Raw genomic sequence first — 25305 nt, 5'->3', positions numbered from 1 at the left:
CCCCGTGCTCGCAAACCACCCGGACCAAGATGCGCAGCCGCCGCAGACGGAGCGATCCGAGCGCGCAGTCAGGGTCGACACGTTCGGCCGAACCAGAAGGGGCGGCCCCGAAGGAGCCGCCCCTGTTTCACATCGAGAGAACCCGCCTCAGCGCGCCTTGAGGGTCAGCTTCTTGGCGATCTCGAACATCTCCTCCGGGGCGTAGTCCGGGGTGAAGGCCGAGGGGACACCCGTGAGCTGGTGGATCTTGCCGCCGTCCGGCATGCCCTCGACGACGGAGAGCTCGCCGGGCGGATCGCCCGGAAGGGCGACTTCGCCGTTGCCCCAGATGCCCGCCATCTCCTTGTAGTCGCTCGGGCTGAAGGTGTAGAGCCGGCGGTGCGAACCCTCCTGCAGGTACTTCTGACACTCGGGGATCTTGTCGAGATTGATGTTCGGGGTTGGCAGGAACTTGTCGAGCTCGACGCCGGTGATCTTCTTGAGCGCCAGGGCGTAGGCGTGGGCGTGGACCGAGCCGCGCACCAGAAGATAACCGCAGACTTCGCGGCCCGTCGGGTCGGTCAGGGTTTCGTAGACCCGAAGCTTATGCAGGCGCGCGCCGCATTCGAGGTGGAAGTTGTGCAGCAGATCGACCACCACGTTGCCCGTGGTGGTGATGAAATCGTTGTTCCACGAGGCACCGTTGGAATTGACCGGGGTCACGCCGCCGCCGTTGGACAGGAACGCGGCCGCGAGGCGAATGTCCTTCATGTCCTCGAACGGGGCGCCCGAGATGTCGCCGCCGTTCGTCTCGTCGCCGTCGTTGTCCGGGCCGTTGTTGAGCATGGCGACGCCGTTGCTCACGAGCTCGACATGGCCGAGTTCCTCGGCCGTGATGGCTGCAACCAGACTATAGAACGGACGCAACTTGGACTTGCTGCGGAAGTTGAAGCTCTGGAACATGTAATTGCCCAGTGTCGACATCTCACCGTACTTGCCGCCGAGCAGTTCCTGTAGGGCCGCGGCGGCGTTCGGATCTTTCTTTTTCGGGGCGGGAAGCTCGGCTTGAAGCTGATCGACACGCATAAACATAAGTTATTCTCCGGTTCCGGGGCTGATCGGCGTCTCGGTGGAACCGGAGCGAAGCGGGCATGTTCCGCCGTTGCGCCATGATCACGCAGGCGCGACCGAGCCGGAACCGACGGGCCGCACGCGCCACGGCCCCGGCCGGCCCCGTGGTGGCGCGCTCGCAACTGTCTCTGAATACATGATTAACCCGCGTTGAGCCGGCTCCGGGCGTCTGCTAGCAACGATTCCAAGGTTCCGGCGGAGATCGGGGCCACCTTGGGAGGACGTTGCCCGTGAACACCGTGACCACCTGGAATCAGGTCTACGACCCGTTCGGGAGCCCCTGGCTCTCGACGCTCGCCGCCTCGCTGCCGGTCATCGCGCTGCTGGGCATGATCGCCAGCGGCAAGGTCAAGGCCCACATCGCCGCCGTCCTCTCCCTGGTGCTGGCCTTCTGCGTCGCCGTGTTCCTGTTCGGCATGCCCGCCGATCTCGCCGCCCGCGCCTCCGGCTACGGCATCGCGCTCGGCCTGTTCCCCATCGGCTGGATCATCCTCAACGTCATCTTCCTCTACCGCCTGACGGTGGAGAAGGGGTGGTTCGCCACCCTTCAGCAATCGGTGGCGGGCATCACCACCGACCGGCGCCTGCAGCTGCTCCTCGTCGCCTTCGCCTTCGGGGCGTTCTTCGAGGGCGCCGGCGGCTTCGGCACCCCCGTGGCGGTGACCGGCGCCATCCTCATCGGGCTGGGCTTCTCGCCGCTGGCGGCTTCCGGCCTCTCGCTCATCGCCAACACGGCGCCCGTGGCCTACGGGGCGCTCGGCGCCCCCATCGCCGGCCTCGCCTCCGTAACGGGCTACGACCCCTACATCCTCGGCGCGATGATCGGCCGGCAGCTGCCGTTCTTCTCCGTGCTGGTGCCGTTCTGGCTCATCTGCGTGTTCGCGGGCTTCCGCGGCATGCTCCAGATCTGGCCCGCCATCCTCGTCTGCGGCGGCTCGTTCGCGCTCGCCCAGTTCGGCATCTCGAACTACGTCAACCCGTGGATCGTCGATATCGGCGCGGCGCTGGTGTCCATGGGCGCCCTGGTGCTGTTCCTGCGCTTCTGGCGCCCGGCCGTGATCTGGACCTCGCCGGCCCTGCGTGGCAACGACCCGTCCATCGGCTACGTCACCGCGGTCGACGGCCCCAAGGCCGCCGCCGCCACCCGCACCGCCACCTCCTCCGAGATCCTGCTGGCGTGGGTGCCGTGGATCATCCTCTCGGTGATCGTGGCGATCTGGGGCACCAAGTTCTTCAAGGATATCGTCGATCCGATCTTCATCTGGAACTATCCGGTGCCGGGCCTGCACAACGTCATCATGAAGGTGCCGCCGGTGGTGGCCACCGCCCATCCGGAAGCCGCCGTCTTCAAGTTCGCCTACATGTCCTACACCGGCACCGGCGTGCTGTTCGCGGCCATCCTCTCCGGCCTGCTCATGCGGTTCTCGCCGTGGCGCCTCGTGACCGCCTACATCGAGACCATCTGGGTCCTGCGCTACTCGCTCATCACCATCTCGGCGATGCTGGCGCTCGGCGTGCTGACCCGCTACGCGGGCGTCGATGCCACCCTCGGCCTCGCCTTCGCCGGCACCGGCATCCTCTACCCGTTCTTCGGCACCCTGCTCGGCTGGCTCGGCGTCGCGCTCACGGGCTCCGACACGGCCTCGAACGTGCTCTTCGGCGGCTTGCAGAAGATCACCTCGGAGCAGCTCGGCCTGTCGGGCATCCTCATGGCCTCGGCGAACTCGTCCGGCGGCGTCATGGGCAAGATGATCGACGCCCAGTCCATCGTCGTCGCCTCCACGGCCACGGGGTATTTCGGCCAGGAGAGCAAGATCCTGCGCTTCGTGTTCTGGCACTCCATCGTGCTCGCCTGCCTCGTCGGCGTGCTGGTGATGCTCCAGGCCTACGTCTACCCGTTCAACGCCATGGTGATTCACCCCTGAGGGTGAACGCCCGACGAACGCGACGCAGCCCGCCCCGGTCCGCCGGGGCGGGTTTTTTCGTGCGGGGTGTCCGGCCGGGGCCCCGGACAGTGTGGCCGGATCGTCCGGCGCCATCGCTGTCGCGGGGGCGGGGAGGCAGCTATCGCCGGGGTTCCTCGCCAAGAAAGGGACCCCGATGCGACGGACGACGCGGGGATGGGGCAGCGGCCTCCTCGGAATCCTCATCTTCAGCGCCTCCCTGCCGGCGACGCGGGTCGCCGTCGGGGGCTTTTCGCCCCTGTTCCTCACCGCGGCACGGGCGGTGATCGCCGCGCTCCTCGGCGCGGGGCTGCTCCTGGCGCTCGGCCAGACCCGGCCGGCCCGGCGCGACCTCGGATCCCTGGCCCTCGTGGCCGTCGGGGTGGTGGCCGGCTTTCCGCTGCTCACGGCCCTGGCGCTCCAGCACGTCACGTCCGCCCATTCCGTGGTGTTCGTCGGCCTGCTGCCGCTGGCCACCGCCGGGTTCGGAATCCTGCGCGGCGGCGAGCGGCCGCGTCCGGCCTTCTGGGCGTTCTCCGTTACCGGGGCGGCGGTGGTGGCGGGCTTCGCCCTGGCCCAGGGCGGCGGCGGCTCGTCCGTGGGCGACCTCCTGATGCTCGCCGCCATCCTGCTCTGCGGCCTCGGCTACGCCGAGGGCGCGGTCCTGTCGCGGCGCCTCGGCGGCTGGCAGGTGATCTCGTGGGCCCTCGTCCTGTCCCTGCCGGCGATGGCGGCCCTGGCCCTCGCGACCCTGCCGGCGACCTGGCGCGGGATCGGCTGGCCGGCCTGGGCCGGCCTCGCCTACGTCTCGGTGTTCAGCATGCTCGTCGGCTTCGTGTTCTGGTATCGTGGGCTCGCGCTCGGCGGGATCGCGGGCGTCGGGCAGCTGCAGCTCCTGCAGCCGTTCTTCGGCCTGGCGCTGGCCGGGCTCCTCCTGCACGAGCCCGTCGCCTGGTCCATGCTGGCGGCGGCCGGCCTCGTCGTCCTGTGCGTGGCGGGAGCCAAACGGTTCGCGTGAAGACCCGATGATGGGCTAGGATGGCGGCGCCATGTTCAAGCTCGCCACGCGCTACTCCCTCGCCAAGCTCTCCCCCGTGGAGACCGCCCGCCTGCGCCTCGCGCCCCTGGGGCCCGGGGACGCCGAGGCCGTGCGGGCGCTCACGGACGATCCGGCCATCACCGGCGCCATCGACTTCCTGCCCAGCCCCTTCACCCTGCAGGCGGCGCGCGGGCTCATCGGCCCCGCCAAGGTGAGGACCGATTGCTTCCTCGGCGCCCGCACCCACGCGGGGGCCCTCGTCGCCATCGTCGGCCTGCACCTGCGCGGCGACCACGCCGTCGAGCTCGGCTACTGGGTCGGGGGCGGGGCACGGGGGCAGGGCTACGGCGCCGAGGCCGTGACCGCCGCCGTCGGCCTGCTGCGCCAGCGCTTCCCCCACCGATTCCTCGTCGCCGAGTGCCGCCCGGACAACGCCGCTTCCCGCGGCCTCCTGCTCAAGGTCGGGTTCCGCGACACCGGGGACGAGGGCCACCGGCCGGGGCGGACGATCTTCGCGTACGAGCCGAAAGCCGACTGAATCGAGGACGATCGAGGCATGCGTCGCGCGCCCTCGATGCGACGCGATCAACCGGATTTGGTCTCCGCCGCGTCCTTCCCCAGAAGACTGATCCAGTCGATGCCCAGGGCCCGCAGAGCGGCCTCCGGCTCCCGGTCGAAGATGGTGAGGAGCGAGCGCGCGGCCGGGTCGGGCACCTTCCGGCCTTGTTCCCAGTTCCGGTAGGTCGTGACCGGAACACCGAGGGCATCGGCGAAGGATTGCTGCGTGACGCCGAGATTCTTCCTGATCTCGGCCGGCGCGCGCGAGAGAACATACCCTGTGGGGGCTGCGTCCGGGTCACCTCCGTCCTCGCGGGTATGGCGGCGGATGTCGGCCTCGGTCGTGGCTTCGATCTTTTCGCGGTTCGCCTGAGGACGGTTCAGTCGAAGTTGATCGAGGCTGATGCGTGCCATCGTTGGCGCTCCCTGCGATTTGCGCGACGGGCCGAAATGATCCACCGCACAGAGCCGCGATCCGTAAAGGTAACGTGGTAGAGATCGCCCTCGATCTCTCCCAGGGCGTTCTGGCGAACTTCGCCGTAATCCCTCCGGTCGTCGGACTTCAGGAGCGTGCGCCCGAGGAAGATCAGGGCGGCGAAGTCGAAGCCGAATCCGCGCTCCCCAAGATCTCGGTTCGACTTCTCATCGTGCCACGCGAAGTCCATGGGTCAACCTACGCCCAGGGCTCACGGAATGCAACGAGTCATACGCCCTGGGCGCAGTGGTGGTCCGGGCGTGTCCGGCGCGATGGAGTCGGGGCAGGCGCCCGCTACTCCGCTGCGATCCGCGCCGCATCCGCCCCGATCCAGGCGGCGAGATCCGCCCGGCCGCGATCAGTGAGGGCCTTCTTCTTGGCCACCGCCTTCTCCGGCCCGCGCAGGCGCTTGCCGGCCTCGCCCTTGGGGGCGTGGTCCAGGGGCGGGAACAGGCCGAAATTCACGTTCATCGGCTGGAACGAGCGCGGGGCGCCCGCATCCTCGGCGGCGATGTGCCCGCCGGTGATGTGGCCGATCAGCGCCCCGAGCGCCGTGGTGGGCGGCAGCGGCGCGAGCGTCTGGCCCCGTGCCTCCGCCAGGGCGAAGCGTCCCGCCATGAGCCCGATGGCGGCGCTCTCGACGTAGCCTTCGCAGCCGGTGATCTGGCCGGCGAAGCGGAGCGAGGGCCGCGCCTTCAGCCGCAGGGTCGCGTCGAGGAGGCGGGGGCTGTTGAGGTAGGTGTTGCGGTGCAGGCCGCCGAGGCGCGCGAACTCGGCGTTCTCGAGGCCCGGGATCGTGCGGAACACCCGCACCTGCTCGGAATAGGTGAGCTTCGTCTGGAATCCGACCATGTTGTAGAGGGTGCCCAGCGCGTTGTCCTGGCGCAGCTGGACGATGGCGCAGGCCTTCACCGTCGGGTCGTGCGGGTTGGTCAGGCCCACGGGCTTCATCGGGCCGTGCCGCAGGGTCTCGGGACCGCGCTCGGCCATGACCTCGATGGGCAGGCAGCCGTCGAAATAGGGCGTCGAGGCCTCCCACTCCTTGAACCCGATCTTGTCGCCGTCGACGAGGGCCTGAATGAAGGTGTCGTACTGCTCGCGGTCCATGGGACAGTTGATGTAGTCGGCCCCCGTGCCGCCGGGGCCGACCTTGTCGTAGCGCGACTGGAACCACGCCTTGTCCATGTCGATGGAATCGCGGTGGACGATGGGCGCGATGGCGTCGAAGAACGCGAGGGATTCGGCGCCCGTGAGGTCGCGGATGGCTTGCGCCAGGGACGGCGCGGTCAGGGGTCCGGTGGCGACGATGGTCCGGCCCCACTCCTCTGGCGGCAGGCCTTCGACCTCCTCGCGCACGATGGTCACCATCGGATGGGCTTCGAGGGCGGCGGTGACGGCGGCGGCGAAGCCGTTGCGGTCGACGGCGAGCGCCCCGCCGGCCGGCACCTGATGCGCGTCGGCGGCCTTGAGGATGAGGGAGCCGAGGGTCCGCATCTCCTGGTGCAGCAGGCCGACCGCGTTGCCGTTGGCGTCGTCGGAGCGGAACGAGTTCGAGCAGACGAGCTCGGCCAGATCCTGGCCGTGATGCGCCTCGGTGCCGCGCACCGGGCGCATCTCGTGGAGCACCACCGGATGGCCGGCTTGGGCGATCTGCCAGGCGGCTTCCGAGCCCGCGAGCCCGCCGCCGACGATGTGGATTGGCAAAGGGTCTGCTCTGTCCGTCATCGTGTCGGGATAGACCCGCCGGGCGCCCGGATCAATGCAGGGGCGGGGAGACGAGGAAGCGGTCGCGGTTGGCCGACGTCACCGCGAGCTTGATGGTCTGGCCGTCGCGCCGGATGGTGAGGGGCACGCGCACCCCGGCCTCGCCGAGCGCCCAGACCTGCCGGAAGAAGCCCGCGAGATCCGCCACCGGCTCGCCCGCCACGGCGGCGACCACGTCGCCGGCCCGGAGATCGGCGGCCTCCGCCGGGCCGTCGTCGGCGAGCCCCATCACCACCACGGCGTCGTCGCCGTCGCTGGCGTAGAGGCCGAGCCACGGCCGGGGCGCCCGGTCGGCCCGGCCGCGGGTGACGAGGTCGTCGAGGATCGGCGTCAGGAGGTCGATGGGCACGATCATGTTGATGGTCTTCGGCCCCTCCGGGGTGCCCTGCTGGAGCTGGAGCGAGCCGATCCCCAGCAACTCGCCGGCCGCCCCGATGAGGGCGGCGCCGCCCCAATGCGGGTGGGCGGGGGCGGTGAACAGGGCCTCGTCGAGGACGTATTCCCAGTAGCCGGCGAATTCCTGACGGGCGACGATCTCCACGGCGACGCTGCGCTGGCGGCCGCCGACCCCGGCGACGATGGCGCGGTCGCCGACCTTCACGCCGGCGGAGCGGCCGAGCGGCAGGGCCGGCAGGCCGAGGGTGCCGAGGGCCTGGACGAGGCCGAAGCCCGTCACCGCGTCGTAGCCGACCACATGGCCGGGGATCGAGCGTCCGTCCTGGGTGGTGAGCCACACGGTGTCGGCCTCCATGACGAGGTAGCCGATGGTGACCACGAGGCCGTCGTCGCCGATGACGACGCCGTTGCCGGCCCGCTCGGTGCCCAGCGTCTCGGCGGTGAAGGCCTCGTCGGGCACGCGGGTCGAGAGGGCCACGATGGCGGTCAGCGCCTGCGCGAGGTCGAAGGCATAATCGGCGGCCTTGGGCTGCACGGATGCGGGGATTTTCCAGTCTCCGGGCGAAGCCATGGGGGCGTCTTTCCTACCGTCTTCATGCGAGAGACCGTGAGATAGGTCGCCGGCCAAACTTTCAAAAGGTTCGGGCGGCGTCTTCCCGCAGCGACCGCCGCCCGGACTTGGGCGAAGGCTGCCCTCAGACCAGCAGTTTGTCGAGGGTGATGGGGAAGTCGCGCACCCGCACGCCGGTGGCGTGCCACACGGCGTTGGCGATGGCGCCCGCCGTGCCGGTGATGCCGATCTCGCCGACCCCCTTGATGCCGAGCGGGTTCACGTGCGGATCGTGCTCCTCCACCAGGATCGCCTCGATGGACGGCACGTCGGCGTTCACCGGCACGTGGTACTCGGCGAGATTCGGGTTCATCACCCGGCCCGACCGGGTGTCGACCACCGCGTGTTCGTGCAGCGCCAGGGACACGCCCCAGATCATGCCGCCGTAATACTGGCTGCGCACGAGGCGCGGGTTGACGATGCGCCCGGCCGCGAACGCGCCGACCAGCCGCGTCACCCGGATCTGCCCGAGATCGGGGTCCACCGTCACCTCGGCGTAGACCGCCCCGTGCGCGTGCATGGCGTAGGTTTTTCGCGATGCCGGGTCGCCCGCCCCCGTGCCCTTCGCCTCCACCGAATCGCGGCCCGCTCGAGAAAGAATCTCTGCGAAGCCCTCGGCGCGGGTGGGGTCGTCGCGGCGGACGAGGCGCCCATTCTCCGCCACCGTGCCGGCATTGCCGGCGCCGTAGAGGGGCGAGGCCCGGTCGTTGACGGCGAGGTCCGCGAGCTGCGCCAGGGCCGCTTGCGTGGCCGCGTGCACGGCGCTGCCGGAGGTGGCGGTGCCGGTGGAGCCCCCGGCGAGCCCGCCGTTCGGAAGGTCGGAATCGCCGATGCGGAGTTCCACCCGGTCGCCGTCGAGGCCGAGCCCGTCGGCGGCGATCTGGGCCAGCACCGTCCAGGCGCCCTGGCCCATGTCCTGGGCGGCGGTCTCGATGAGCGCCGTGCCGTCGGCCCGGATGGTGGCGCGGGCCTCGCCCTGCATCATCCCGGCCGGATAGGTGGCGGTGCCCATGCCCCAGCCGACGAGGAGACCCTGCGCGTTCCGCATCTGCCGCGGCTGCTTCGGGCGCCTGCTCCAGCCGAAGCGCTCGGCGCCCTGGGTGTAGCATTCGCGCAGGGCCTTGGAGGAGAACGGCCGGTGGGTGATGGGCTCGACCTCGGCGTAGTTCCTCAGCCGCAGGTCCAGCGGGTCCATGTCGAGCTTCAGGGCGAGTTCGTCGAGGGCCGATTCCACCGCGACGCTGCCGGGGGCCTCGCCGGGGGCGCGCATGAAGATCGGCGTGCCGATATCGGCCCGCGAGACCGCGTGCGTCGTGGAAATCGCCTCGGAGGCGTAGAGGTGGCGGCCGATGAGGCCGCAGGCCTCCACGAAATCGTCGTGGCGGCTCGTCAGCGTCAGCGTGTGGTGATCCAGCGCCGTGAGGGCGCCGTCGGCCCGGGCGCCGAGCTTGAGGGTCTGCCGGGTCGACGCCCGGTGGCCGACGGGGCCGAACATCTGCTCGCGCCGGGTCACCAGCTTCACCGGCCGGCCGACCAGTTTGGCCGCCATGATCCCCAGAATCTGCGGGGACGAGATGAAGCCCTTCGAGCCGAAGCCGCCGCCGAGATAGTGGCTGACGATGCGGATGTTGCCTTCCGGAATCCCGAACAGGCCGGCGAGGCGGCCCTTGGCGATCCACAGGGCCTGGGTCGGCGTGTGGAGGGTGAGGCGGTCGCCGTCCCACTGCGCCACGCTGGTGTGGGGTTCCAGCGCGTTGTGATACTGCGCCGCCGTCTCGTAGGTGGCCTCCATCCGGGTCTCGGCGGCGGCGAACCCGGCCGCCATGTCGCCCGCGCCCTCCTCGGTCGGCGAGCCGGCACCGACGGTTCCGGGCGTGAAGATCTCTTCGCCGCCGAGTTCCACGCTCGCGGCTTGCGCCTCGTAGCGGGGATCGAGCAGGGCCGCGCCCTCGGTGGCCGCCTCCAGGGTCTCGGCGATCACCACCCCGATGGGCTGGTTGGCGTAGCGGACGCCCGCATTCTGCAGGAGGTCGAGGCGGAACGCGAAGGGATTGTCCTTGTCGTCCGGGGATTTGGCGAGTTCGGGCGCGTTCTCCGGCGTCATCACGGCGACGACGCCCGGATGCGCCTGCGCCGCCGTGACATCGAGGTGGGTCACCCGGCCGCGGGCGATGGCGCTCACGGCCAGGACGGCGTGGAGCATGCCCGCGGGGTGGAAGTCGGCGCTGTAGCGGGCCGCGCCCGTGACCTTGGCGGGGCCGTCGCGCCGGGTCAGGGGCTGGCCGATGGAGGCGCCGTGGCGCATGCGCTCGGTCATGGTCGGGCTCCGAAAGGACTGGCCGGCAGGGCCGGGATGCGCGCTGGGGTGCCGGCCTGCGCCAGGGTGAGCGCCCGCACGACGATGCGGCGGGCGAGCTCGATCTTGGCGGCATTGTCGCCGGACGGCCGCGCCCCGGCGAGCGCCGCCGCGGCGGCGCTCGCGAACAGTTCGGGGCTCGGAACCTGCCCGGCGAGCAGGGCTTCCGCCTCCCGCGCCCGCCAGGGCTTGAGGGCGACGCTGCCGAGGGCGAGGCGGGCCTGCCCGATGCGGCCCCCGTCGAAGGTGAGCCCGACGGCCGCCGAGACCAGTGCGAAGGCGTAGGAGGTGCGCTCGCGGACCTTGAGGTAGCGCGAATGGGCCGCGAAATCTTTTGCGTCGGGGGGCAGCCGGACAGCCACGATCAATTCGCCCGGCGCCAGCTCGGTCTCGCGCTCCGGCGCGTCGCCGGGCAGGCGGTGGAAGTCCGCGAGCGGGATGTCCCTGCGTCCGGCCGGGCCCTCGACCTCCACCACCGCGTCGAGGGCGGCCAGCGGCACGCAGAAATCCGACGGGTGGGTGGCGATGCAGTGCTGGCTCCAGCCCAAGATCGCATGGGTGCGCGTCGCCCCGCCAATGGCCTCGCAGCCGGCGCCGGGCGCGCGTTTGTTGCAGGCGCTCGCCGTGTCGTAAAAGTACTGGCAGCGGGTGCGCTGCAGGACGTTGCCGGCGGTGGTGGCGGCGTTGCGCAACTGCGCCGAGGCGCCCGACAGCAGGGCCTCGGCCACGGCCGGATACGCCCGGGCGAAGGCCGGATCGTGGGCCAGCGTCGCGTTGCGCACCAGGGCGCCGATGCGGACGCCGCCGTCCGGCAGGGTCTCGAGCGCATCGAGGCCCGACACCCGAGAGATGTCGATGAGGCGTTCGGGCCGGGTGACGCCGCCCTTCATCAGGTCGAGGAGGTTGGTGCCCGACGCCAGATACGCGGCCCCCGCCCCGTGGGCCGCCACGGCCTCGGCGACGCTGCCGGCGCGGACATAGTCGAACCGGTTCATGCCGCGTCCTCGATCAGGTGGCCGCCGGGCAGGACGTCCGGCGCGTTCATGGCCGCCTGCGCGGCGAGCACGGCTTCGGTGATCCCCGCATAGGCGCCGCAGCGGCACAGGTTGCCGCTCATGCCCTCGCGCACCCGCTCGGGATCGTCGCCGGCCTGGCCCTCCCGGATGAGGCCGACCGCGCTCATGATCTGGCCCGGCGTGCAGAAGCCGCACTGGTAGCCGTCGTGATCGACGAAGGCGGCCTGGACCGGGTGCAGCACGTCGCCGTCGGCCAGCCCCTCGATGGTGGTGATGGCCGCACCGTCGTGGCTCACGGCCAGCGCTAGGCAGGCGTTGATCCGCACCCCGTCGAGCAGGATGGTGCAGGCGCCGCACTGGCCCCGGTCGCAGCCCTTCTTCGAACCGGTGAGGTCGAGGCGCTCGCGTAAGGCGTCGAGGAGGGTGACCCGCGCATCCTCGAGGACGAGGCTGCGGGATTCGCCGTTCACGATCAGCGTGATGGGAAAGCTCATGCTCGGGCGGCTCCGCGCGGCTTGTCTGGAACCCGTCCAGATAGGGCCGGGCCGGAGTGCGACCAGCGGGGGGACGGATCGGGCGCGGGGGCGCCCGAGACGTTCCGATGGCGTACCCTGGCCCCGGCGCGGCCTTTCTACTTCGCCGGCGCAGGCTTGCGCTTCAGGATCGCCTGCATCTGGGCGATCTCGGCATCCTGGGCCTTGACGATGCTCTCGGCCAGCGCCCGCACCTCGGGGTCCTTGGAGTATTGCAGGGCGACCTTGGCCATGGCGATGGCGCCCTGGTGGTGCGGGATCATGCCGGCTGCGAAATCGCGGTCGACGTCGCCCGAATAGGCGATGTCCATGTCGCCGTGCATCTGCGTCTCGGCTTCGCGGAAGGCGCGGGTGGAGGGGGCTTCGGCGCCCGCCGTCGCTGCCGGATGGGCATGATGGGGCGTGCCGTGGCCCGCATGGTCGTCGGGCCCGGGGGCGGCCTGGGCCGGGCCCGAAATCAGGGCCAGGCCGAGGAGGAGGGCGCCGGCGCGGGCGGTCCTGTTCGAGGGGGAAGTCTTGTTAGAGGGGGAAGTCGTGTTCGTGGTGGAAGGCGTGTTCGTCTTGCGCGTCATGGCGGTGCTGCTCTCTTCGGAACGCGGATGGGTGCCGGAACGGGGCGAGGCGCCGAGGAGTAGGATCGGGGCGCGTCCGTTGTCGAGGCGTCTCGCGCCCAGCCGGCGGCCCGCCGCGCACGGTCCTCGACCTCCATCCTTGGCCTCCATCCGTGGCGTTGTCCCGCCCGGGCTGGCCGTCGCCCCGCGACAGAAGCGATTTTCTCGCTTAGGCTGACACTGCGGTGTGAATTCCGGTCTGTCGCCGTAAGAGCATGATAAGACAGGGACTTCGGGCCGGACTCCGGTCCAGGGAACAAGGCCGAAGCCGGGCGATGGGTCTGAGAGCACGTCACATGTTGCGAACCATCCGGGTCATCGGCATCGGGACCGGCAATCCCGAGCACGTCACCGTCCAGGCGGTGCGCGCCCTCAACACCGTCGACGTGGTGTTCGTCCTCGACAAGGGCAGCGAGAAGGCCGACCTCGTCGCCGTGCGTCGCGAGATCTGCCAGCGCTACATCACCGAGCGGCCCTATCGCTTCGTCGAGGCGCAGGACCCGGAGCGCGACCGCAACCCGGCCGATTACGGGGCGACGGTGGAGGCCTGGCACGCCGCCCGGGCCGCCCTCTACGAGGCGATGATCGAGGGCGAATTGCGGCCCGACGAGTGCGGCGCCTTCCTCGTCTGGGGCGACCCCTCCCTGTACGACAGCACTCTGCGGATCATCGAGCGCATCGTGGCGCGCGGCCGCGTGCCATTCGTCTACGACGTGATTCCGGGGATCAGCAGCGTCCAGGCCCTGGCGGCGAGCCACCGCATCGCCCTCAACCGCATCGGCGCGCCGATCCACATCACCACGGGCCGGCAGATCGCCGAGGGGCTGCCCCCGGGCGCCGACACCACGGTGGTGATGCTCGACGGGCATCCGCGCTTCGACCACCTCGACCCGGAGCTCACGATCTACTGGGGCGCCTACCTCGGCACCGCCGACGAGATCGTGCTGTCCGGCCGCCTCGGCGACATCGCCGACGCCATCGGCCGGACCCGGGCCGAGGCCCGCGCCCGCCACGGCTGGATCATGGACACCTACCTGCTGCGCGCGCCCGGCGAGGCGTAAGCCGCCCAACCCCTTGCCCCTGCGACATATTCGGCCGGCCTTGAGGATGCGATCCTGCGTGCGGCGTTCGCGGCGGGAGATCGATCCGCCCGCGTCGGCACGGGCAGGCGAGACCGTCTCCGGAGTCCCGCGCGCCGCCCGGCGCGGCGATTTCCGGCGCCGGTGGGGGATTTGCCGGAGCCTTGCCAGGGGCGATCATCACCCGAACGCGTCGTTGCGACGCGTTCGGGAGGCCTCGGTCGGATGGCAACGCGTACGGGAACGGCAGGGTGGGGCGGACGCCTCGGACGCATCCTCGGGGCCGGCACCGCCTGCCTGACCGGGGCCGGGTGCCTGACCTTCGCAACCCTCGCCTGCCTCGACCGGCCGGGCATGAACGACCCGGGCATGAACGACCCGGGCATGAACAATCCGGGCATGAACAATCCGGGCATGAACACCAGTGTGAGCACCGGTCTGGGTCCGGTCATGAGCGCGGCCTATGCGGCCGTGTCGCTCCGCCTGGAAGAGCGCTTCGGCACCCAGACGCCCGCCGCGCCCGCCCGGGTCGTCCTCGGGCCCCACGGCCGCGACATTCGCCTGTCCGGCGAACTGGGGGAGGGGACGGCGGAGCGCCTGCGTGCCCTCCTCGACGCCAATCCCCGGGCCGAGCGCCTGCACCTCACCAGCGAGGGCGGTCTCGTGGAGGAGGGCCAGGCCCTCGGCGACCTCGTCGCGGCGCGGGGGCTCGCCACCTACGTGCCCGATTACTGCGTCTCGGCCTGCACCCTCGCCTTCGTGCGCGGGCCCCGGCGCTTCCTCGTAGAGGGCGGCCGCCTCGGGTTCCACGCCCCCTACGAGGCCGGCCTGTTCGGGCAGGCCATCCAGGCGGACGGGACGTTCGAGCGCGCGGCCTACCTCGCCGCCGGCCTCGACCCCGCCTTCGTGACCGAGGCCCTGGCCACCGCCTCCGCCGACCTCTGGGTTCCGGAGGCAGGCCGGCTTCTCGCCGCCCGCGTCGTCACCGAGATCGTCGACACCGGGCGGTTTCCCGACTCGACCCTCGACGACGATGCGAGCCCCGCCGGTGCCCGGGCGGCGGTCCTGCGCACCCTGCCGCTCCTCGCCGCGGCACCGGGCGCCGTGGACGGGCTCGCCGCCTGGTACGCCGACGCCTACCGCGACGGCCGCCCGGAGGCCGAGTCCGTCGCGGGCCTGCGCCGGCGCGCGGCCCTCGGGGTCGCCCGCGGCCTCGCCCGCGCCGACGATCCGACGGTGCTGGCCGCGGGCCGCGTGCTCCTGCGGGCCATGCTGGCCGCCCGCACGGAGGACCGGGACGCCTGCGCGCGGATCGGCGCGGGGGCCGACCTCGTCGAGGCCGGGGAGGTGTTGGCCGATGCGACGGAGGTGCCGGCCCTGGTGGCCCGCACCGGGCTCGCCCCGTGGATCGAGCCAGTGTCCGACGCCGCGGCCGCCGCGCCGCGCGGCTGCACCGCCGAGATCCACGCCTATGCCCGGGCCCTCGGCAAGCCCCCGGCCGAGGCGGCCCCGGCCCTGCGCTCCCTCGCGGCGCGGGTGGCCCGCCCCGTGCGCGCGGCGTCCGCCCTGCCGTGACCGCGCGGGGGGGCGGGTTCCGCCGATCCCCTCAGAGGAAGCGGCGCGGATCGAACGGCGCGAGGGGGATCTCGGGCTCGGCCCGGCTCGCGAGCTGGGCGACGAGGCGGCCGGTCCGGGCCGAGCCGACGAGGCCCACATGGCCATGCCCGAAGGCGTAGATCACGTCGGCGGTGGTCCGCGCCGTTCCGATGCAGGGGCGCCCGTCCGGCATGCTCGGCCGGTGGCCGAGCCAGACCCGCAGGCCCTCGGCCGACACGGATCCGGCGAGATCCGGGAACATCGAGACGAGGTGATCGCGCAGGATGTCGGCGCGCTTCCAGTTGGGCAGCGCCGCGAGCCCCGCGAACTCGACCTGCCCGGCGGCGCGCAGCCCGCCGTTCATGTGGTTGACGATCATCTTGGCGTCGGAGGCCATCACCGGCGTGCGCGGACCCACCGCCGCGTCGGGCAGCATCACGTGGTAGCCGCGCTCGCTCTCCAGGGGCAGCGGGTCGCCGAGCGCGGCGGTGAGCGCCTTCGAACGCGCGCCGGCCGCCACCACGGCGCAGTCGCACGCGATCTCGCCCTGCTCGGTCACCACGGCGGCGAGCCGGCCCGCCGCATGGCGGAACCCCGTCGCCCGGGTGGTGACCGGGGTCGCGCCCCGCGCGCGGGCCAGATCCGCCAGGGCGGCGACGTAGCCGCCGGGATCGCGGCAATGCCCCGCCTCCTCGACCACGACGCCGAAGGTGTAGCGCGGATGGAGATGGGGCTCGCGCTGCCGCACCTCCTCGGCCGAGAGTTCGAGCCATGCGACGCCGACCTTCCGGCGGATGGCCCAGGACCGGGCCTCGGCCGCAAAGGCCGCCCGGTCGGGATAGACGTGCAGCACGCCGCGGCGCTCGATGAGGTGCGACACCCCGGCCTCGGCCGCCAGACCCGCGTGGAGCTTCGGCGCATCCACCAGCAGCGTCCGCATCGCCCGCGCCGTCCGCTCGATCAGGGCCGGATTCCGGGCCGCCAGCAGGTAGCGGATCAGCCAGGGCATGACCTTGGGCAGGTAGGTCCAGCGGATCGAGAGCGGGCCGAGGGGATCGAGGAGGAACGAGGGGACCCGCCGCCACATCCCCGGCTCGGCCGGCGGGATCACGGAATGCGAGGAGAGCCAGCCGGCGTTGCCGTAGCTCGTGGCGTGCTCGCCGCCCGGCTGGCCCGGATCGACCACGGTGACGCGGTGCCCCGCCCGCAGACATTCGAGGGCACTCACCGTGCCCACCGCGCCCGACCCGATGACGACGACGTGGCGACCTGACCCTGCGGACATCCGCTGCCTTCCCAAATGCACTGGCGCGTCGTCGCCCGGCCCGTGGCCGTGGGCACGATCGCGTTCGGAAAGGCCGGTGTAGATCATCTTCCGGGGCGAGGGGGGGCGGATTCTCGCCGTCGGCCCGCCGTTGCGGCGAGGCGGGGGCCGGGTTCGCCGCGGGCCGCGATCCCGCCGGATCGATCCGAAGGGGTCGCCGACTCCCACGGAAGGCCACGGCGCGGCAGGAGCCGCGGCCCGGCAGGGGGTCAGTGTCGGCGCTCGCCGGCCGCGTCCCGGAGGTGGCGGGCGAGTTCGCGGCCGATCTCCCGCATCAGGCCGTCGAGGAGCCGGGCGAGGGCAGGGCGGTGCAGGTGCCCGACGAGGCCGTGCAGAGCGATGGCGTGCTCGGCCATGCGGTTCACCGCGTGCTGGGCCGGCCGGTCGAGCCCTTCCTCGTGGGTGAGGTCGAGGGCGATGCCGCGCCCGTGCCGGGGCTGCCCGGCGTCGTCGCACTCGATCCGTCCGCGCAAGGACAGGGTGCGCCCGCTCCGCGCCGTGCGGAAGGCCACGTCGAACGGCGCGGCGCCCACGATGGCGGCGTGGACGACGTTCTCCACCCGGGCACGATCCTCGTCGTGAATTCCGCCGAGGAGGCTCTCCAGCGGCATGCCGGGCGCCGCAGGTTCCTGCTTGGGATCGAGTTCCTGTCCGGGCTCGAGTTCCTGGCCGGGCTCGAGTTCCTGCCCGGGATCCAGGATTTCGGCGAGGTCGCCCGAGAGCACGAGGCGATCCGTCCAGATGTCGTAGGTCCACAGGCCGACGACGCCGGAGGCCGCCAGGGCCGCCTGCACCTCGTCGCCGTTCGCCGCCGCGTGCATGAGCCGGGACATGGATCTCCTGGAGGGGGCACCGCGAAGGGGCACCGCCGGAGCGCGGGGTCCGGAGCCGGTCGCGGGGCAGGCGGTGGAATTTACCTGAGGTTGATCGTGCGCGCGGCGCGACACGCCCTGGTCGACCCAGGCTACCCGTGAAACCAGCTTAGGAGAAGGGGGCGGTTGCGCTTTTATGGCCAACCAGCAACCTCAGATTGGATTTTGGGAGTGGCGGCGGGGGCGGAGGACGGGCCGCGGTTTAACGAAGGATTAACCATGATCGGGGAGATGGATCAGGTCATCCTTGCGTCACAGGACGAACCGGCCCGCGCGGCAGGTCCTGGGTGGCCGGGACACGTCGAGAGCCGCGAAGGGGCGCCAGGATGAAGGCCATCACGTTCGTCACGCAGAAGGGGGGCAGCGGCAAGAGCACCCTGTGCATCTCGCTCGCCGTCGCCGCGCAGGAGCGCGGCCTGTCCGTGTGCATCCTCGAGATGGACCGGCAGGCGACGATCTCCGACTGGCTCGACCACCGCACCGCCGACGGTCCCGAGGTCGCCCAGATCGACGCGACCCAGATCGACGGGGTCATGGCCAAGCTGCGCGAATCCTCCTACGATTACGTCTTCATCGACACCCCGGGCGTCGATTCCACCGGGACCCTCTCGGCGATCCGCGCGGCGGATCTCTGCATCATCCCGTGCCGGCCGACGCCGGCGGACCTGCGGGCGTTCAAGCCGACCCTGGCCGCCGTCTATCGCCTCGAGAAGAAGTTCGCCTTCGTCCTCAACCAGACCCCGCCGCGCTCCTACCGCATCCGCGACGCCGCCGACGGCCTCGCGGTGCTCGGCATCCTGCCCGACGTGAACATCGTCGCCCGCACGGACCACCAGGACGCCATCGGGGTCGGCCAGGGCGTCACCGAGTTCAATCCGAAGGGCCAGGCCGCGGGCGAGATCCGCAAGCTCTGGACCTGGATCGAGAAGCGGATGCAGGTCTCCAAGCATGTCAAAGCCGCCTAAGCCGAGCCTCGCCGCCATCGTCGCGGCCTCGGCCACGACGGGGCGCCCCCCGCACGCCACCGCCGAGATCGTCCAGCTCGACGTCGGCCCCCCCCGCCCCCGGCCCGCCGCCACCCTGAAGCAGCGGGCGCGGCAGATGTCGGTCTACCTCGAGCCGCCGGTCTACGATCAGCTGCGCGACATCGCCCATGCCGAGCGGGCCAAGATGCACGGCCTGATGCTGGAGGCCCTCGACCTGCTGTTCCGCCAGCGCGGCGCCCGCTCCATCCAGCAGCTGACGGAGACCGACCCGCGCTGAGGCGGGTCGGCGCGGACCCGTGTCGCTTCCGCGCGGCAGGGTTCGGTGCCTGCCCTGGACAGCCGAGTCTCCGCGCTCGGGATGATTCCTCGTTTCGATTCAGGTGGTTGCGCTGGGATTTCGATCCAACCTCTCAGCGCAACGCCCGAACCCCGGCCCTCGCGCGAGCGAGGCGGCTCACAGATTCATTGTACTGATCGTCAGGTTTTTCATATTCTTTGGATTGTGTAACGGGTTCGCCTCGATTCTGAAGGTAGTGCGTGACCCTGCGCCAGGCCGGCTGACCCGCCCGCACGGCAATCCCGTCGATCCCATTCAGCCTTCGTTTACGGCAAAGCGACAAACCTGCGGCCCTCGGGATGGCGTGCGTTCGCGCCGCTCCGGGGCCCGGTGGACCTCGTCGTCTCGGTCGCGGGTGTGTGTTGCGTAACGAGGCGGCGGGGCGGATTCTTGGGATGACGCGTTCGACGAAGGCCGGCCTCGTATCCGCTGTGCCGGGCCGCCCCCTGTGGCAGCTCCTCGGTGTCTGCGCCGTGGCGCTCACCACCGCCAACTGCGCCCAGAATCCGCAGCAGAAATTCGCCGGGCCCTCGGGCTCCACCCTCGATCCGAAATACGGGGTCAAGGCGAGCCCGCGCCTCTACAAGGAGGGCGACGTGATCCCGAAGGGCGGCGGACGCCGCTTCTCCGGCAAGCCCTACGTGGTGGCCGGCCGCACCTACGTGCCGCGCGAGGACGCCAAGGGCTACGTCCGCGAGGGGCAGGCCTCGTGGTACGGCGCCGCCTTCCACGGTCGCCTGACCGCCAACGGCGAGGTGTTCGACCGCAATTCCATCGCCGCCGCGCACCCGACCCTGCCCCTGCCGAGCTACGCCCGCGTCACCAACCTCGCCAACCGCCGCTCGATGATCGTGCGGGTGAACGATCGCGGGCCCTACCACGCCGACCGCATCATGGACGTGTCGGAGGAGGTGGCCCAGGCGCTGGAATTCCACCGCGGCGGCACCTCCCGCGTCCGCGTCGAGTATGTCGGCAAGGCCTCCACCGCCGGCAGCGACGACCGCAAGCTGCTGGCGACCCTGCGCACGGACGGCGTGCCCGCCGCGATCCGCGGGGCCTCGCCGGTGATGGTGGCCGACCTCGGCCCCGACGAACCCCTGGCCCGGGGCCGCTCCGCCCTGGCGTTCAAGCCCGCCGCCGACGAGGCACCGCGCGAGACCGCGCCGGAGGCCGCTTCCGAGACTGCTGAGGAAACCGCTCGGGAGACGCCGCGCGAGGCGCCCCGTCCGGCACGGGTCCAGCCGATCCTCCTGGCGAGCGCGGCCGGCCTCGCCGTGCCGGCCGCCGTCCAGCCGACCGCCGTGCGGGAGACCACCTTCCGGCATGTGCCCACCGCCCCCGTGCGCCTCGCGCCGGCGCCCCTGGCCCTGACCCCGCCGCCCGTGCGGTTGGCGGCGCGCGGGATCGAGGACGGTCACCGGACCGGGGGCCGGATGCAGGCCGACGCCCAGCCCCTCACCCGCACCGCCGCCGCCTGGCCCGCGCCGTCCGTTCAGCCGAAGGCCGTGGCCAGAGGGACCGGCAGGGACGTCGCCCCGGTGCACGCCGTCGCTGCGGGCAAGACCACCGCTGCGGACAAGACCACCGCTGCGGACAAGACCGTCGTTGCCTCGAAGGGCGGCGTGGGTAAGACCGTCGACTCAGCCAAGGCGGGCGGACCCGTGAAGGCCGTGGCGGTCGCGAAGGCAACGCTGCCGCCCGCGAAGGTGACGGCCAAGGCCACGCCTGTCCTCGCGGGCAAGGCCACGCCGACACCCGTGGGCAAGGCCGCCCCGGCCAGGACCGCCGTCGTGGCCGGCAAGCCCGCGCGCGCGCGGGTGGCCGAGGCGCGCTGACCCGGAACTCTGCCCCGGAACTCTGCGGCGTTGTGCGATGCGAAATGCCGTGAGGCATCACGCATTTGGGTTCGATCTCGCACGCAAATCCCTGTATCGTCACGCTTGATCACTGGTGGGGGCCGGTGATCGGGGTGACGAGATTCTGGCGTCGAGTGGTGTGAGGCGAAAGATGCGCGCGATGGTTCTTCACGCGAGCCGGACGGCCCTGGTCTGCGGCCTGCTCGCCGCCTCCGCCTGGGGCGCCCTTGCCCAGAGCTTCCAGTCGGCGGCGCCGCACGCGATCCTCATCGATGCCGATTCCGGCTCGGTGCTGTTCGAGAAGGGGGCCGACGAGCCCTTCTCCCCGGCCAGCATGGCCAAGCTGATGACCACCGAGATCGTCTTCAACGAGATCCGGCAGGGCCGGCTCACCATGGAGTCCGAATTCCAGATCACCGAGGACGCGTGGCGCCGGGGCGGGGCCGGCGGCGGCGGCTCCTCGATGTTCGCCCAGCTCAACAGCCGCATCAAGCTGTCGGACCTCCTGCGCGGGCTCATCGTCCAGTCGGGCAACGACGCCGCCATCGCGATCAGTGAGGGCATCGCCGGTTCGGAAGAGAATTTCGGGCGGATGATGACCAACCGGGCCCGCGAGATCGGCCTGTCGCGCTCGACCTTCCGCAACGCCACCGGCTACGCGGCGCCCGACCAGAAGGTGACCGCGCGGGACCTCGCCAAGCTCGCCCTGCACCTCATCGAGACCTACCCCGACCTCTACAAGATGTTCGCCGAACGCGAGTTCACCTGGAACAAGATCAAGCAGCAGAACCGCAACCCGCTGCTGGCGCTGGACATCGGCGCCGACGGGCTCAAGACCGGATACCTCGAGGAATCCGGCTACGGCCTGACCGGCTCGGCGGTGCAGAACGGCCAGCGCCTGATCATGGTGGTGAGCGGCCTCAAGACCGCGCGCGACCGGGCCGCCGAATCCCGCAAGCTGGTGGAGTGGGGCTTTCGCGCCTTCGAGCCGCGTCAGGTCTTCGCCGCCGGCGAGACCGTGGCGGAGGCCTCCGTCTACGGCGGCGCGCAGGGAAGCGTGCCGCTGGTGGCGAAGAAACCCGTGCGGGTGCTGCTGCCGCGTGGCACCGGCGACAAGATCACCGCCAAGGCGGTCTATGACGGGCCTCTCGTCGCCCCCGTACAGGAGGGCAAGGCCGTTGGCCGCCTGCGGATCATGCGCGGCGACATCCAGGCCCTCGACCAGCCGCTCTATGCCGGCGCCGACGTCCCGGCCGGCACGATCCCGCAGCGGGCCCTCGACGCGGCCCTGGAGGTCGGCACCGGCCTGTTCCGCCGCGCCTTCGAGAAGGCCGGCGCCAAATCGTGACGGACAGCGAGTCGTGACGGAAGACAGGTCTTGACGGAAGGCGCGACAGGGATCGGCGCGACGGGGGCGTTCATCACCTTCGAGGGCGGGGAGGGGGCGGGGAAATCCACCCAGGTCCGGCGCCTCGCCGAGCACCTGCGCGCCCGCACCGGCCGCCCCGTGGTGGTGACGCGCGAGCCCGGCGGCTCGCCCAAGGCCGAGGCGATCCGCGCCGCCCTGCTCGCCGGCATCGCCAAGCCGCACGGCCCATTCGCCGAGGCCCTGCTGTTCTCCGCCGCCCGCATCGACCACCTCGACACCCTGATCCGCCCGGCCCTGGCCCGGGGCGAGACCGTGCTGTGCGACCGGTTCGCGGATTCGACCCGGGCCTACCAGGGCGCCGCCGGCGGCCTCGATCCCGCCCTCGTCCTCGGCCTGGAGCGCGTCGTCGTCGGTCCGACGCGGCCCGACCTCACCCTGATCCACGACCTCGACCCGGCGCTCGGCCTCGCCCGCGCCGCCAAGCGCTCGGACGCGGCACCCGACCGGTTCGAGGCCGAGGCCCTCGAGTTCCACGCCCGCCTGCGCGCCGCGTTCCGCGCCATCGCCGAAGCCGAGCCGGAGCGCTGCGCCATCGTCGACGCCGGTGCCGACCCCGAGGCGGTGGAGGCGGCGATCCGGGCGGCCGTGGCGGCGCGGCTGCCCGCCCTTCTCGGCGAGGGGCATATCAGGGAGGGACATACCAGGGAGGGACATGGCGATGCGGCCTGAACGCCTGCCCGAGGATGTCGAGCCGGGCGACCTGCCCCACATCCCCCGCCCCCGCGAGCAGGCGGGCCTCGTCGGCCATACGGAGGCCGAGGCCGCCCTCGTCGCCGGGATCGCGTCCGGGCGCCTGCACCACGCCTGGCTCATCGGCGGCCCCCGCGGCATCGGCAAGGCGACGCTAGCCTACCGGATGGCGCGCTGGCTCATCGCCAATCCGGAGCCTGGCGCCGTGCCTCGGACGTTCGACGTCGATCCAGGGCACCCAGCCGCGCGGCATGTGGCTGCCCTATCGCACTCGAACCTCGTGAGCTTGCGCCGTACGCGACCACCGACCGCTAAAACCATGGCGACGAAGATCTCCGTGGATGCCACACGCGACGCTTTGGGACTCTTCAACAAGATTGCCGGAGACAATGTCGGCTACCGCATCTGCATCGTCGACAGCGCCGAGGACCTCAACGCCAACAGCGCCAACGCCCTCCTGAAGATGGTCGAGGAGCCGCCGCCCCGCTCCCTGTTCCTCATCGTCAGCCACGCGCCGGGCCGGCTTCTGCCGACCATCCGCTCGCGCTGCCGGGCCCTGACCCTGCGGCCGCTGCCCGAGGCCGAGGTCGCCCGGGTTGTGGCGGGCTTTCCCCCGCCCTTCGTCCAGCCCGAAGCCGAGGCGCTGGCCCGGGCCGCCGCCCTGTCGGAGGGCTCGGTGGCGCAGGCGATGGCGATGCTCGATCCCGCCACCGCCAACCTCGTCGCGGAAGTCGAGACCCTGCTCGCCCGCCTCGACCACCCGGACTGGCGCCGCATCCTGGCGCTCGCGGAGAAGCTCTCGGGCCGCGACTCCGACGACCTGTTCGCCGCGAGCCTCGACACGGTGTTCCGCTTCGTCTCGGCCGAACTCGACCGGCGCGCCCACGAGGGGCCGTCCCGGCTTGCGGCCCTGGTCGAGGTGTGTGACAAGATCGCCCGCGCCGCGCGGGAGGCCGCGACCTACAATCTCGACCGCCGGCCGCTGGTCCTGTCCCTGTTCGGAGACCTCGCCGGCGCCCTGCGCGCGGCGGCCTGAACCGGACGGACGTCCTGCGAGTCTTCGTCCTGTGATCCCATGAACCCAGCCTCCGGGGATACTTCGACGTGACCGACCCGGCCTCCGAAAAAACCTTCGGCCTCACCACCGCGATCTCCTACCCCAACGGCGCCCCGCATATCGGCCACGCCTACGAGTCGATCGCCACGGACGCCATCGCGCGCTTCAAGCGCCTCGACGGCTACGAGGTGCTGTTCTCCACGGGCACCGACGAGCACGGTCTCAAGATCCAGCAGGCCGCCGCCAAGGCCGGGCTGTCGCCGCGGGCCCTCGCCGACAGCATGGCCGGCCTGTTCGAGACCATGGTCAAGGCCCTCAACTGCTCGCACGACCGCTTCATCCGCACCACCGAGCCCGTGCACTACGCCGCCGCGCAGGAACTCTGGCGCCGGATGGAGGCCAACGGCGATATCTACCTGTCGAAGTATTCCGGCTGGTACTCCGTGCGCGACGAGGCCTACTACGCCGAGGACGAGACCGAGATCGGCCCCGACGGGGAGCGCCGGTCGCGCGAGACCGGCACGCCCGTGACCTGGATGGAGGAGGAGAACTTCCTGTTCCGCCTCTCGGCCTATGGGGACCGGCTGCTGGCCCTCTACGAATCCCAGCCCGATTTCATCGGCCCGGAGACCCGGCGCAACGAGGTGGCGAGCTTCGTACGCTCCGGCCTCAAGGACTTCTCCGTGAGCCGCACGAACTTCGACTGGGGCGTGCCGGTGCCGGGGCATCCCGACCACGTCATGTACGTCTGGGTCGACGCGCTCACGAACTACCTCACGGTCACGGGCTTCCCGGACGAGGCGGACGCGCGCAAGAAGTTCTGGCCCATGGACCTACACGTCATCGGCAAGGACATCGTCCGCTTCCACGCGGTGTACTGGCCGGCCTTCCTGATGTCGGCCGGACTGCCGCTGCCTAAGCGCGTCTTCGGTCACGGCTTCCTGCTCTCCAAGGGCGAGAAGATGTCGAAGTCGCTGGGCAACGTCGTCGACCCCATGGACCTCATCGCCACCTACGGCGTCGACCCCGTGCGCCACTTCGTCCTACGGGAGGTACCCTTCGGCGGCGACGGCAACTACTCCCACGAGGCCATCGTCACCCGCACAACGGCGGACCTGTCCAACGGGCTCGGCAACCTCGCCCAGCGCTCGCTCTCGATGATCGCCAAGAACGTTTCGGGATTGGTCCCGGAGCACGGCGACCTCACCGAGGACGACCGGGCGCTCCTGGCCCTGGCCGACGCCCTGCCGGGCGCCGTGCGCGATGCCATGGACCGGCTCGCGCTCCACACGGCGCTCACCGAGATCTGGGCGGTGGTGACGGCCTCGGACCGCTATTTCGACGCCCAGAAGCCCTGGGTCCTGCGCAAGACCGACCCGGCCCGCATGGCCGCCTCCCTCTACGTGGTGGCCGAGACCCTGCGGGCCATCGCCATCCTGGTGCAGCCGTTCATGCCGGATTCGGCGGGGAAGCTCCTCGACCTGCTGGCCGTTCCGGGCGACCAACGCCAGCTCGCCCATGTGGGGGAGGGCGGTCGCCTCGTGCCCGGCACGCCGCTCCCCGCCCCCGTCGGGCTGTTCCCGCGCTTCGTCGAGCCGGCGGCCAGTGTGGGGTGATGCGGGGGTCGAGGCCGCCGTTCCAGGATGAGGTTTCGCGCGGGCCCCCTCC

General features: G+C 71.4%; 23 protein-coding genes. 12 read left to right on the top strand and 11 right to left on the bottom strand.

Annotated elements, in window-relative coordinates:
• Positions 1 to 147 precede the first annotated feature (147 nt).
• A complete protein-coding gene (locus tag ASF27_RS06520; protein WP_056168855.1) occupies positions 148 to 1071 on the bottom strand; it encodes a manganese catalase family protein in 924 nt (307 codons plus the stop codon).
• 278 nt (positions 1072 to 1349) lie between these two features.
• On the opposite strand from ASF27_RS06520, the gene ASF27_RS06515 reads away from it, so the two are divergent.
• From ASF27_RS06515 to ASF27_RS06505, 3 genes are all read left to right on the top strand, one after another.
• Positions 1350 to 3035: an L-lactate permease gene (locus ASF27_RS06515; protein ID WP_056169028.1), complete on the top strand. Its 1686-nt coding sequence runs from the start codon at positions 1350 to 1352 to the stop codon at positions 3033 to 3035.
• A 175-nt stretch (positions 3036 to 3210) separates the two neighbouring features.
• Positions 3211 to 4071 (top strand): DMT family transporter, encoded by an 861-nt coding sequence (locus tag ASF27_RS06510; protein WP_056262507.1) that lies wholly within the window; start codon positions 3211 to 3213, stop codon positions 4069 to 4071.
• 31 nt (positions 4072 to 4102) lie between these two features.
• Positions 4103 to 4630, top strand: a complete 528-nt coding sequence (locus ASF27_RS06505; protein ID WP_056358712.1) for a GNAT family N-acetyltransferase — start codon at positions 4103 to 4105, stop codon at positions 4628 to 4630.
• A gap of 47 nt (positions 4631 to 4677) precedes the next feature.
• Here ASF27_RS06505 and ASF27_RS06500 read toward each other — a convergent pair whose 3' ends face one another.
• From ASF27_RS06500 to ASF27_RS06465, 8 genes are all read right to left on the bottom strand, one after another.
• Entirely contained in the window at positions 4678 to 5064 is a 387-nt protein-coding gene (locus ASF27_RS06500; protein ID WP_156467471.1) for a helix-turn-helix domain-containing protein, read from the bottom strand.
• Positions 5031 to 5315, bottom strand: coding sequence for a BrnT family toxin (locus ASF27_RS06495; protein WP_056358710.1), 285 nt, complete (start codon positions 5313 to 5315; stop codon positions 5031 to 5033). Before ASF27_RS06495 ends, ASF27_RS06500 begins: the two co-directional genes overlap by 34 nt.
• Positions 5316 to 5419: 104 nt before the next feature.
• Positions 5420 to 6850 carry a methylenetetrahydrofolate--tRNA-(uracil(54)-C(5))-methyltransferase (FADH(2)-oxidizing) TrmFO gene (gene trmFO, locus ASF27_RS06490; protein WP_056358706.1) on the bottom strand — a complete coding sequence of 477 codons (1431 nt, stop codon included), beginning with the start codon at positions 6848 to 6850 and terminating at the stop codon, positions 5420 to 5422.
• A 31-nt stretch (positions 6851 to 6881) separates the two neighbouring features.
• Complete coding sequence (locus ASF27_RS06485; RefSeq protein ID WP_056168873.1) at positions 6882 to 7856, bottom strand: S1C family serine protease; 975 nt, start codon at positions 7854 to 7856, stop codon at positions 6882 to 6884.
• Positions 7857 to 7980: 124 nt separating this feature from the next.
• Positions 7981 to 10212 carry a xanthine dehydrogenase family protein molybdopterin-binding subunit gene (locus ASF27_RS06480; RefSeq protein ID WP_056358703.1) on the bottom strand — a complete coding sequence of 744 codons (2232 nt, stop codon included), beginning with the start codon at positions 10210 to 10212 and terminating at the stop codon, positions 7981 to 7983.
• Complete coding sequence (locus ASF27_RS06475) at positions 10209 to 11246, bottom strand: xanthine dehydrogenase family protein subunit M (RefSeq protein ID WP_056358700.1); 1038 nt, start codon at positions 11244 to 11246, stop codon at positions 10209 to 10211. Before ASF27_RS06475 ends, ASF27_RS06480 begins: the two co-directional genes overlap by 4 nt.
• On the bottom strand, positions 11243 to 11761 hold the full coding sequence (locus tag ASF27_RS06470) for a (2Fe-2S)-binding protein (RefSeq protein ID WP_056168881.1): 519 nt from the start codon (positions 11759 to 11761) through the stop codon (positions 11243 to 11245). The genes ASF27_RS06475 and ASF27_RS06470 overlap by 4 nt, the downstream gene beginning before the upstream one ends.
• Positions 11762 to 11898: 137 nt before the next feature.
• The gene (locus ASF27_RS06465) at positions 11899 to 12372 is read right to left on the bottom strand and encodes a DUF305 domain-containing protein (RefSeq protein WP_056358755.1); all 474 of its coding nucleotides are present in this window, start codon (positions 12370 to 12372) and stop codon (positions 11899 to 11901) included.
• Positions 12373 to 12710: 338 nt separating this feature from the next.
• On the opposite strand from ASF27_RS06465, the gene cobF reads away from it, so the two are divergent.
• The gene (cobF, locus tag ASF27_RS06460) at positions 12711 to 13472 is read left to right on the top strand and encodes a precorrin-6A synthase (deacetylating) (RefSeq protein ID WP_056358751.1); all 762 of its coding nucleotides are present in this window, start codon (positions 12711 to 12713) and stop codon (positions 13470 to 13472) included.
• A 243-nt stretch (positions 13473 to 13715) separates the two neighbouring features.
• Complete coding sequence (locus ASF27_RS06455; RefSeq protein WP_056358697.1) at positions 13716 to 15065, top strand: hypothetical protein; 1350 nt, start codon at positions 13716 to 13718, stop codon at positions 15063 to 15065.
• Between the two features lie 31 nt (positions 15066 to 15096).
• Here the strand turns inward: ASF27_RS06455 and ASF27_RS06450 are convergent, their stop codons facing one another.
• Entirely contained in the window at positions 15097 to 16371 is a 1275-nt protein-coding gene (locus ASF27_RS06450) for an FAD-dependent oxidoreductase (RefSeq protein WP_056358748.1), read from the bottom strand.
• 248 nt (positions 16372 to 16619) lie between these two features.
• Positions 16620 to 17243, bottom strand: a complete 624-nt coding sequence (locus ASF27_RS06445) for a hypothetical protein (protein ID WP_056168888.1) — start codon at positions 17241 to 17243, stop codon at positions 16620 to 16622.
• Between the two features lie 365 nt (positions 17244 to 17608).
• On the opposite strand from ASF27_RS06445, the gene ASF27_RS06440 reads away from it, so the two are divergent.
• The 7 genes from ASF27_RS06440 (at position 17609) to metG (ending at position 25253) form a co-directional block, all read left to right on the top strand.
• On the top strand, positions 17609 to 18247 hold the full coding sequence (locus ASF27_RS06440; RefSeq protein WP_056168893.1) for a ParA family protein: 639 nt from the start codon (positions 17609 to 17611) through the stop codon (positions 18245 to 18247).
• The gene (locus ASF27_RS06435; protein ID WP_056168895.1) at positions 18231 to 18545 is read left to right on the top strand and encodes a ribbon-helix-helix domain-containing protein; all 315 of its coding nucleotides are present in this window, start codon (positions 18231 to 18233) and stop codon (positions 18543 to 18545) included. Before ASF27_RS06440 ends, ASF27_RS06435 begins: the two co-directional genes overlap by 17 nt.
• Positions 18546 to 19000: 455 nt before the next feature.
• Complete coding sequence (locus ASF27_RS06430; RefSeq protein WP_056358693.1) at positions 19001 to 20440, top strand: septal ring lytic transglycosylase RlpA family protein; 1440 nt, start codon at positions 19001 to 19003, stop codon at positions 20438 to 20440.
• Positions 20441 to 20621: 181 nt separating this feature from the next.
• Positions 20622 to 21809, top strand: a complete 1188-nt coding sequence (locus ASF27_RS06425) for a D-alanyl-D-alanine carboxypeptidase family protein (protein ID WP_244472927.1) — start codon at positions 20622 to 20624, stop codon at positions 21807 to 21809.
• Positions 21810 to 21839: 30 nt separating this feature from the next.
• The gene (tmk, locus tag ASF27_RS06420) at positions 21840 to 22559 is read left to right on the top strand and encodes a dTMP kinase (RefSeq protein WP_244480940.1); all 720 of its coding nucleotides are present in this window, start codon (positions 21840 to 21842) and stop codon (positions 22557 to 22559) included.
• Positions 22549 to 23616, top strand: a complete 1068-nt coding sequence (locus ASF27_RS06415; protein WP_056358743.1) for a DNA polymerase III subunit delta' — start codon at positions 22549 to 22551, stop codon at positions 23614 to 23616. The genes tmk and ASF27_RS06415 overlap by 11 nt, the downstream gene beginning before the upstream one ends.
• 68 nt (positions 23617 to 23684) lie before the next feature.
• Positions 23685 to 25253 (top strand): methionine--tRNA ligase, encoded by a 1569-nt coding sequence (gene metG, locus ASF27_RS06410; RefSeq protein ID WP_056358691.1) that lies wholly within the window; start codon positions 23685 to 23687, stop codon positions 25251 to 25253.
• Positions 25254 to 25305: the final 52 nt, after the last annotated feature.

Origin of the sequence: Methylobacterium sp. Leaf102 (assembly GCF_001422425.1) — a bacterium.
Lineage (GTDB): Bacteria > Pseudomonadota > Alphaproteobacteria > Rhizobiales > Beijerinckiaceae > Methylobacterium.
This window is presented reverse-complemented; position numbering and strand designations above follow the sequence as displayed.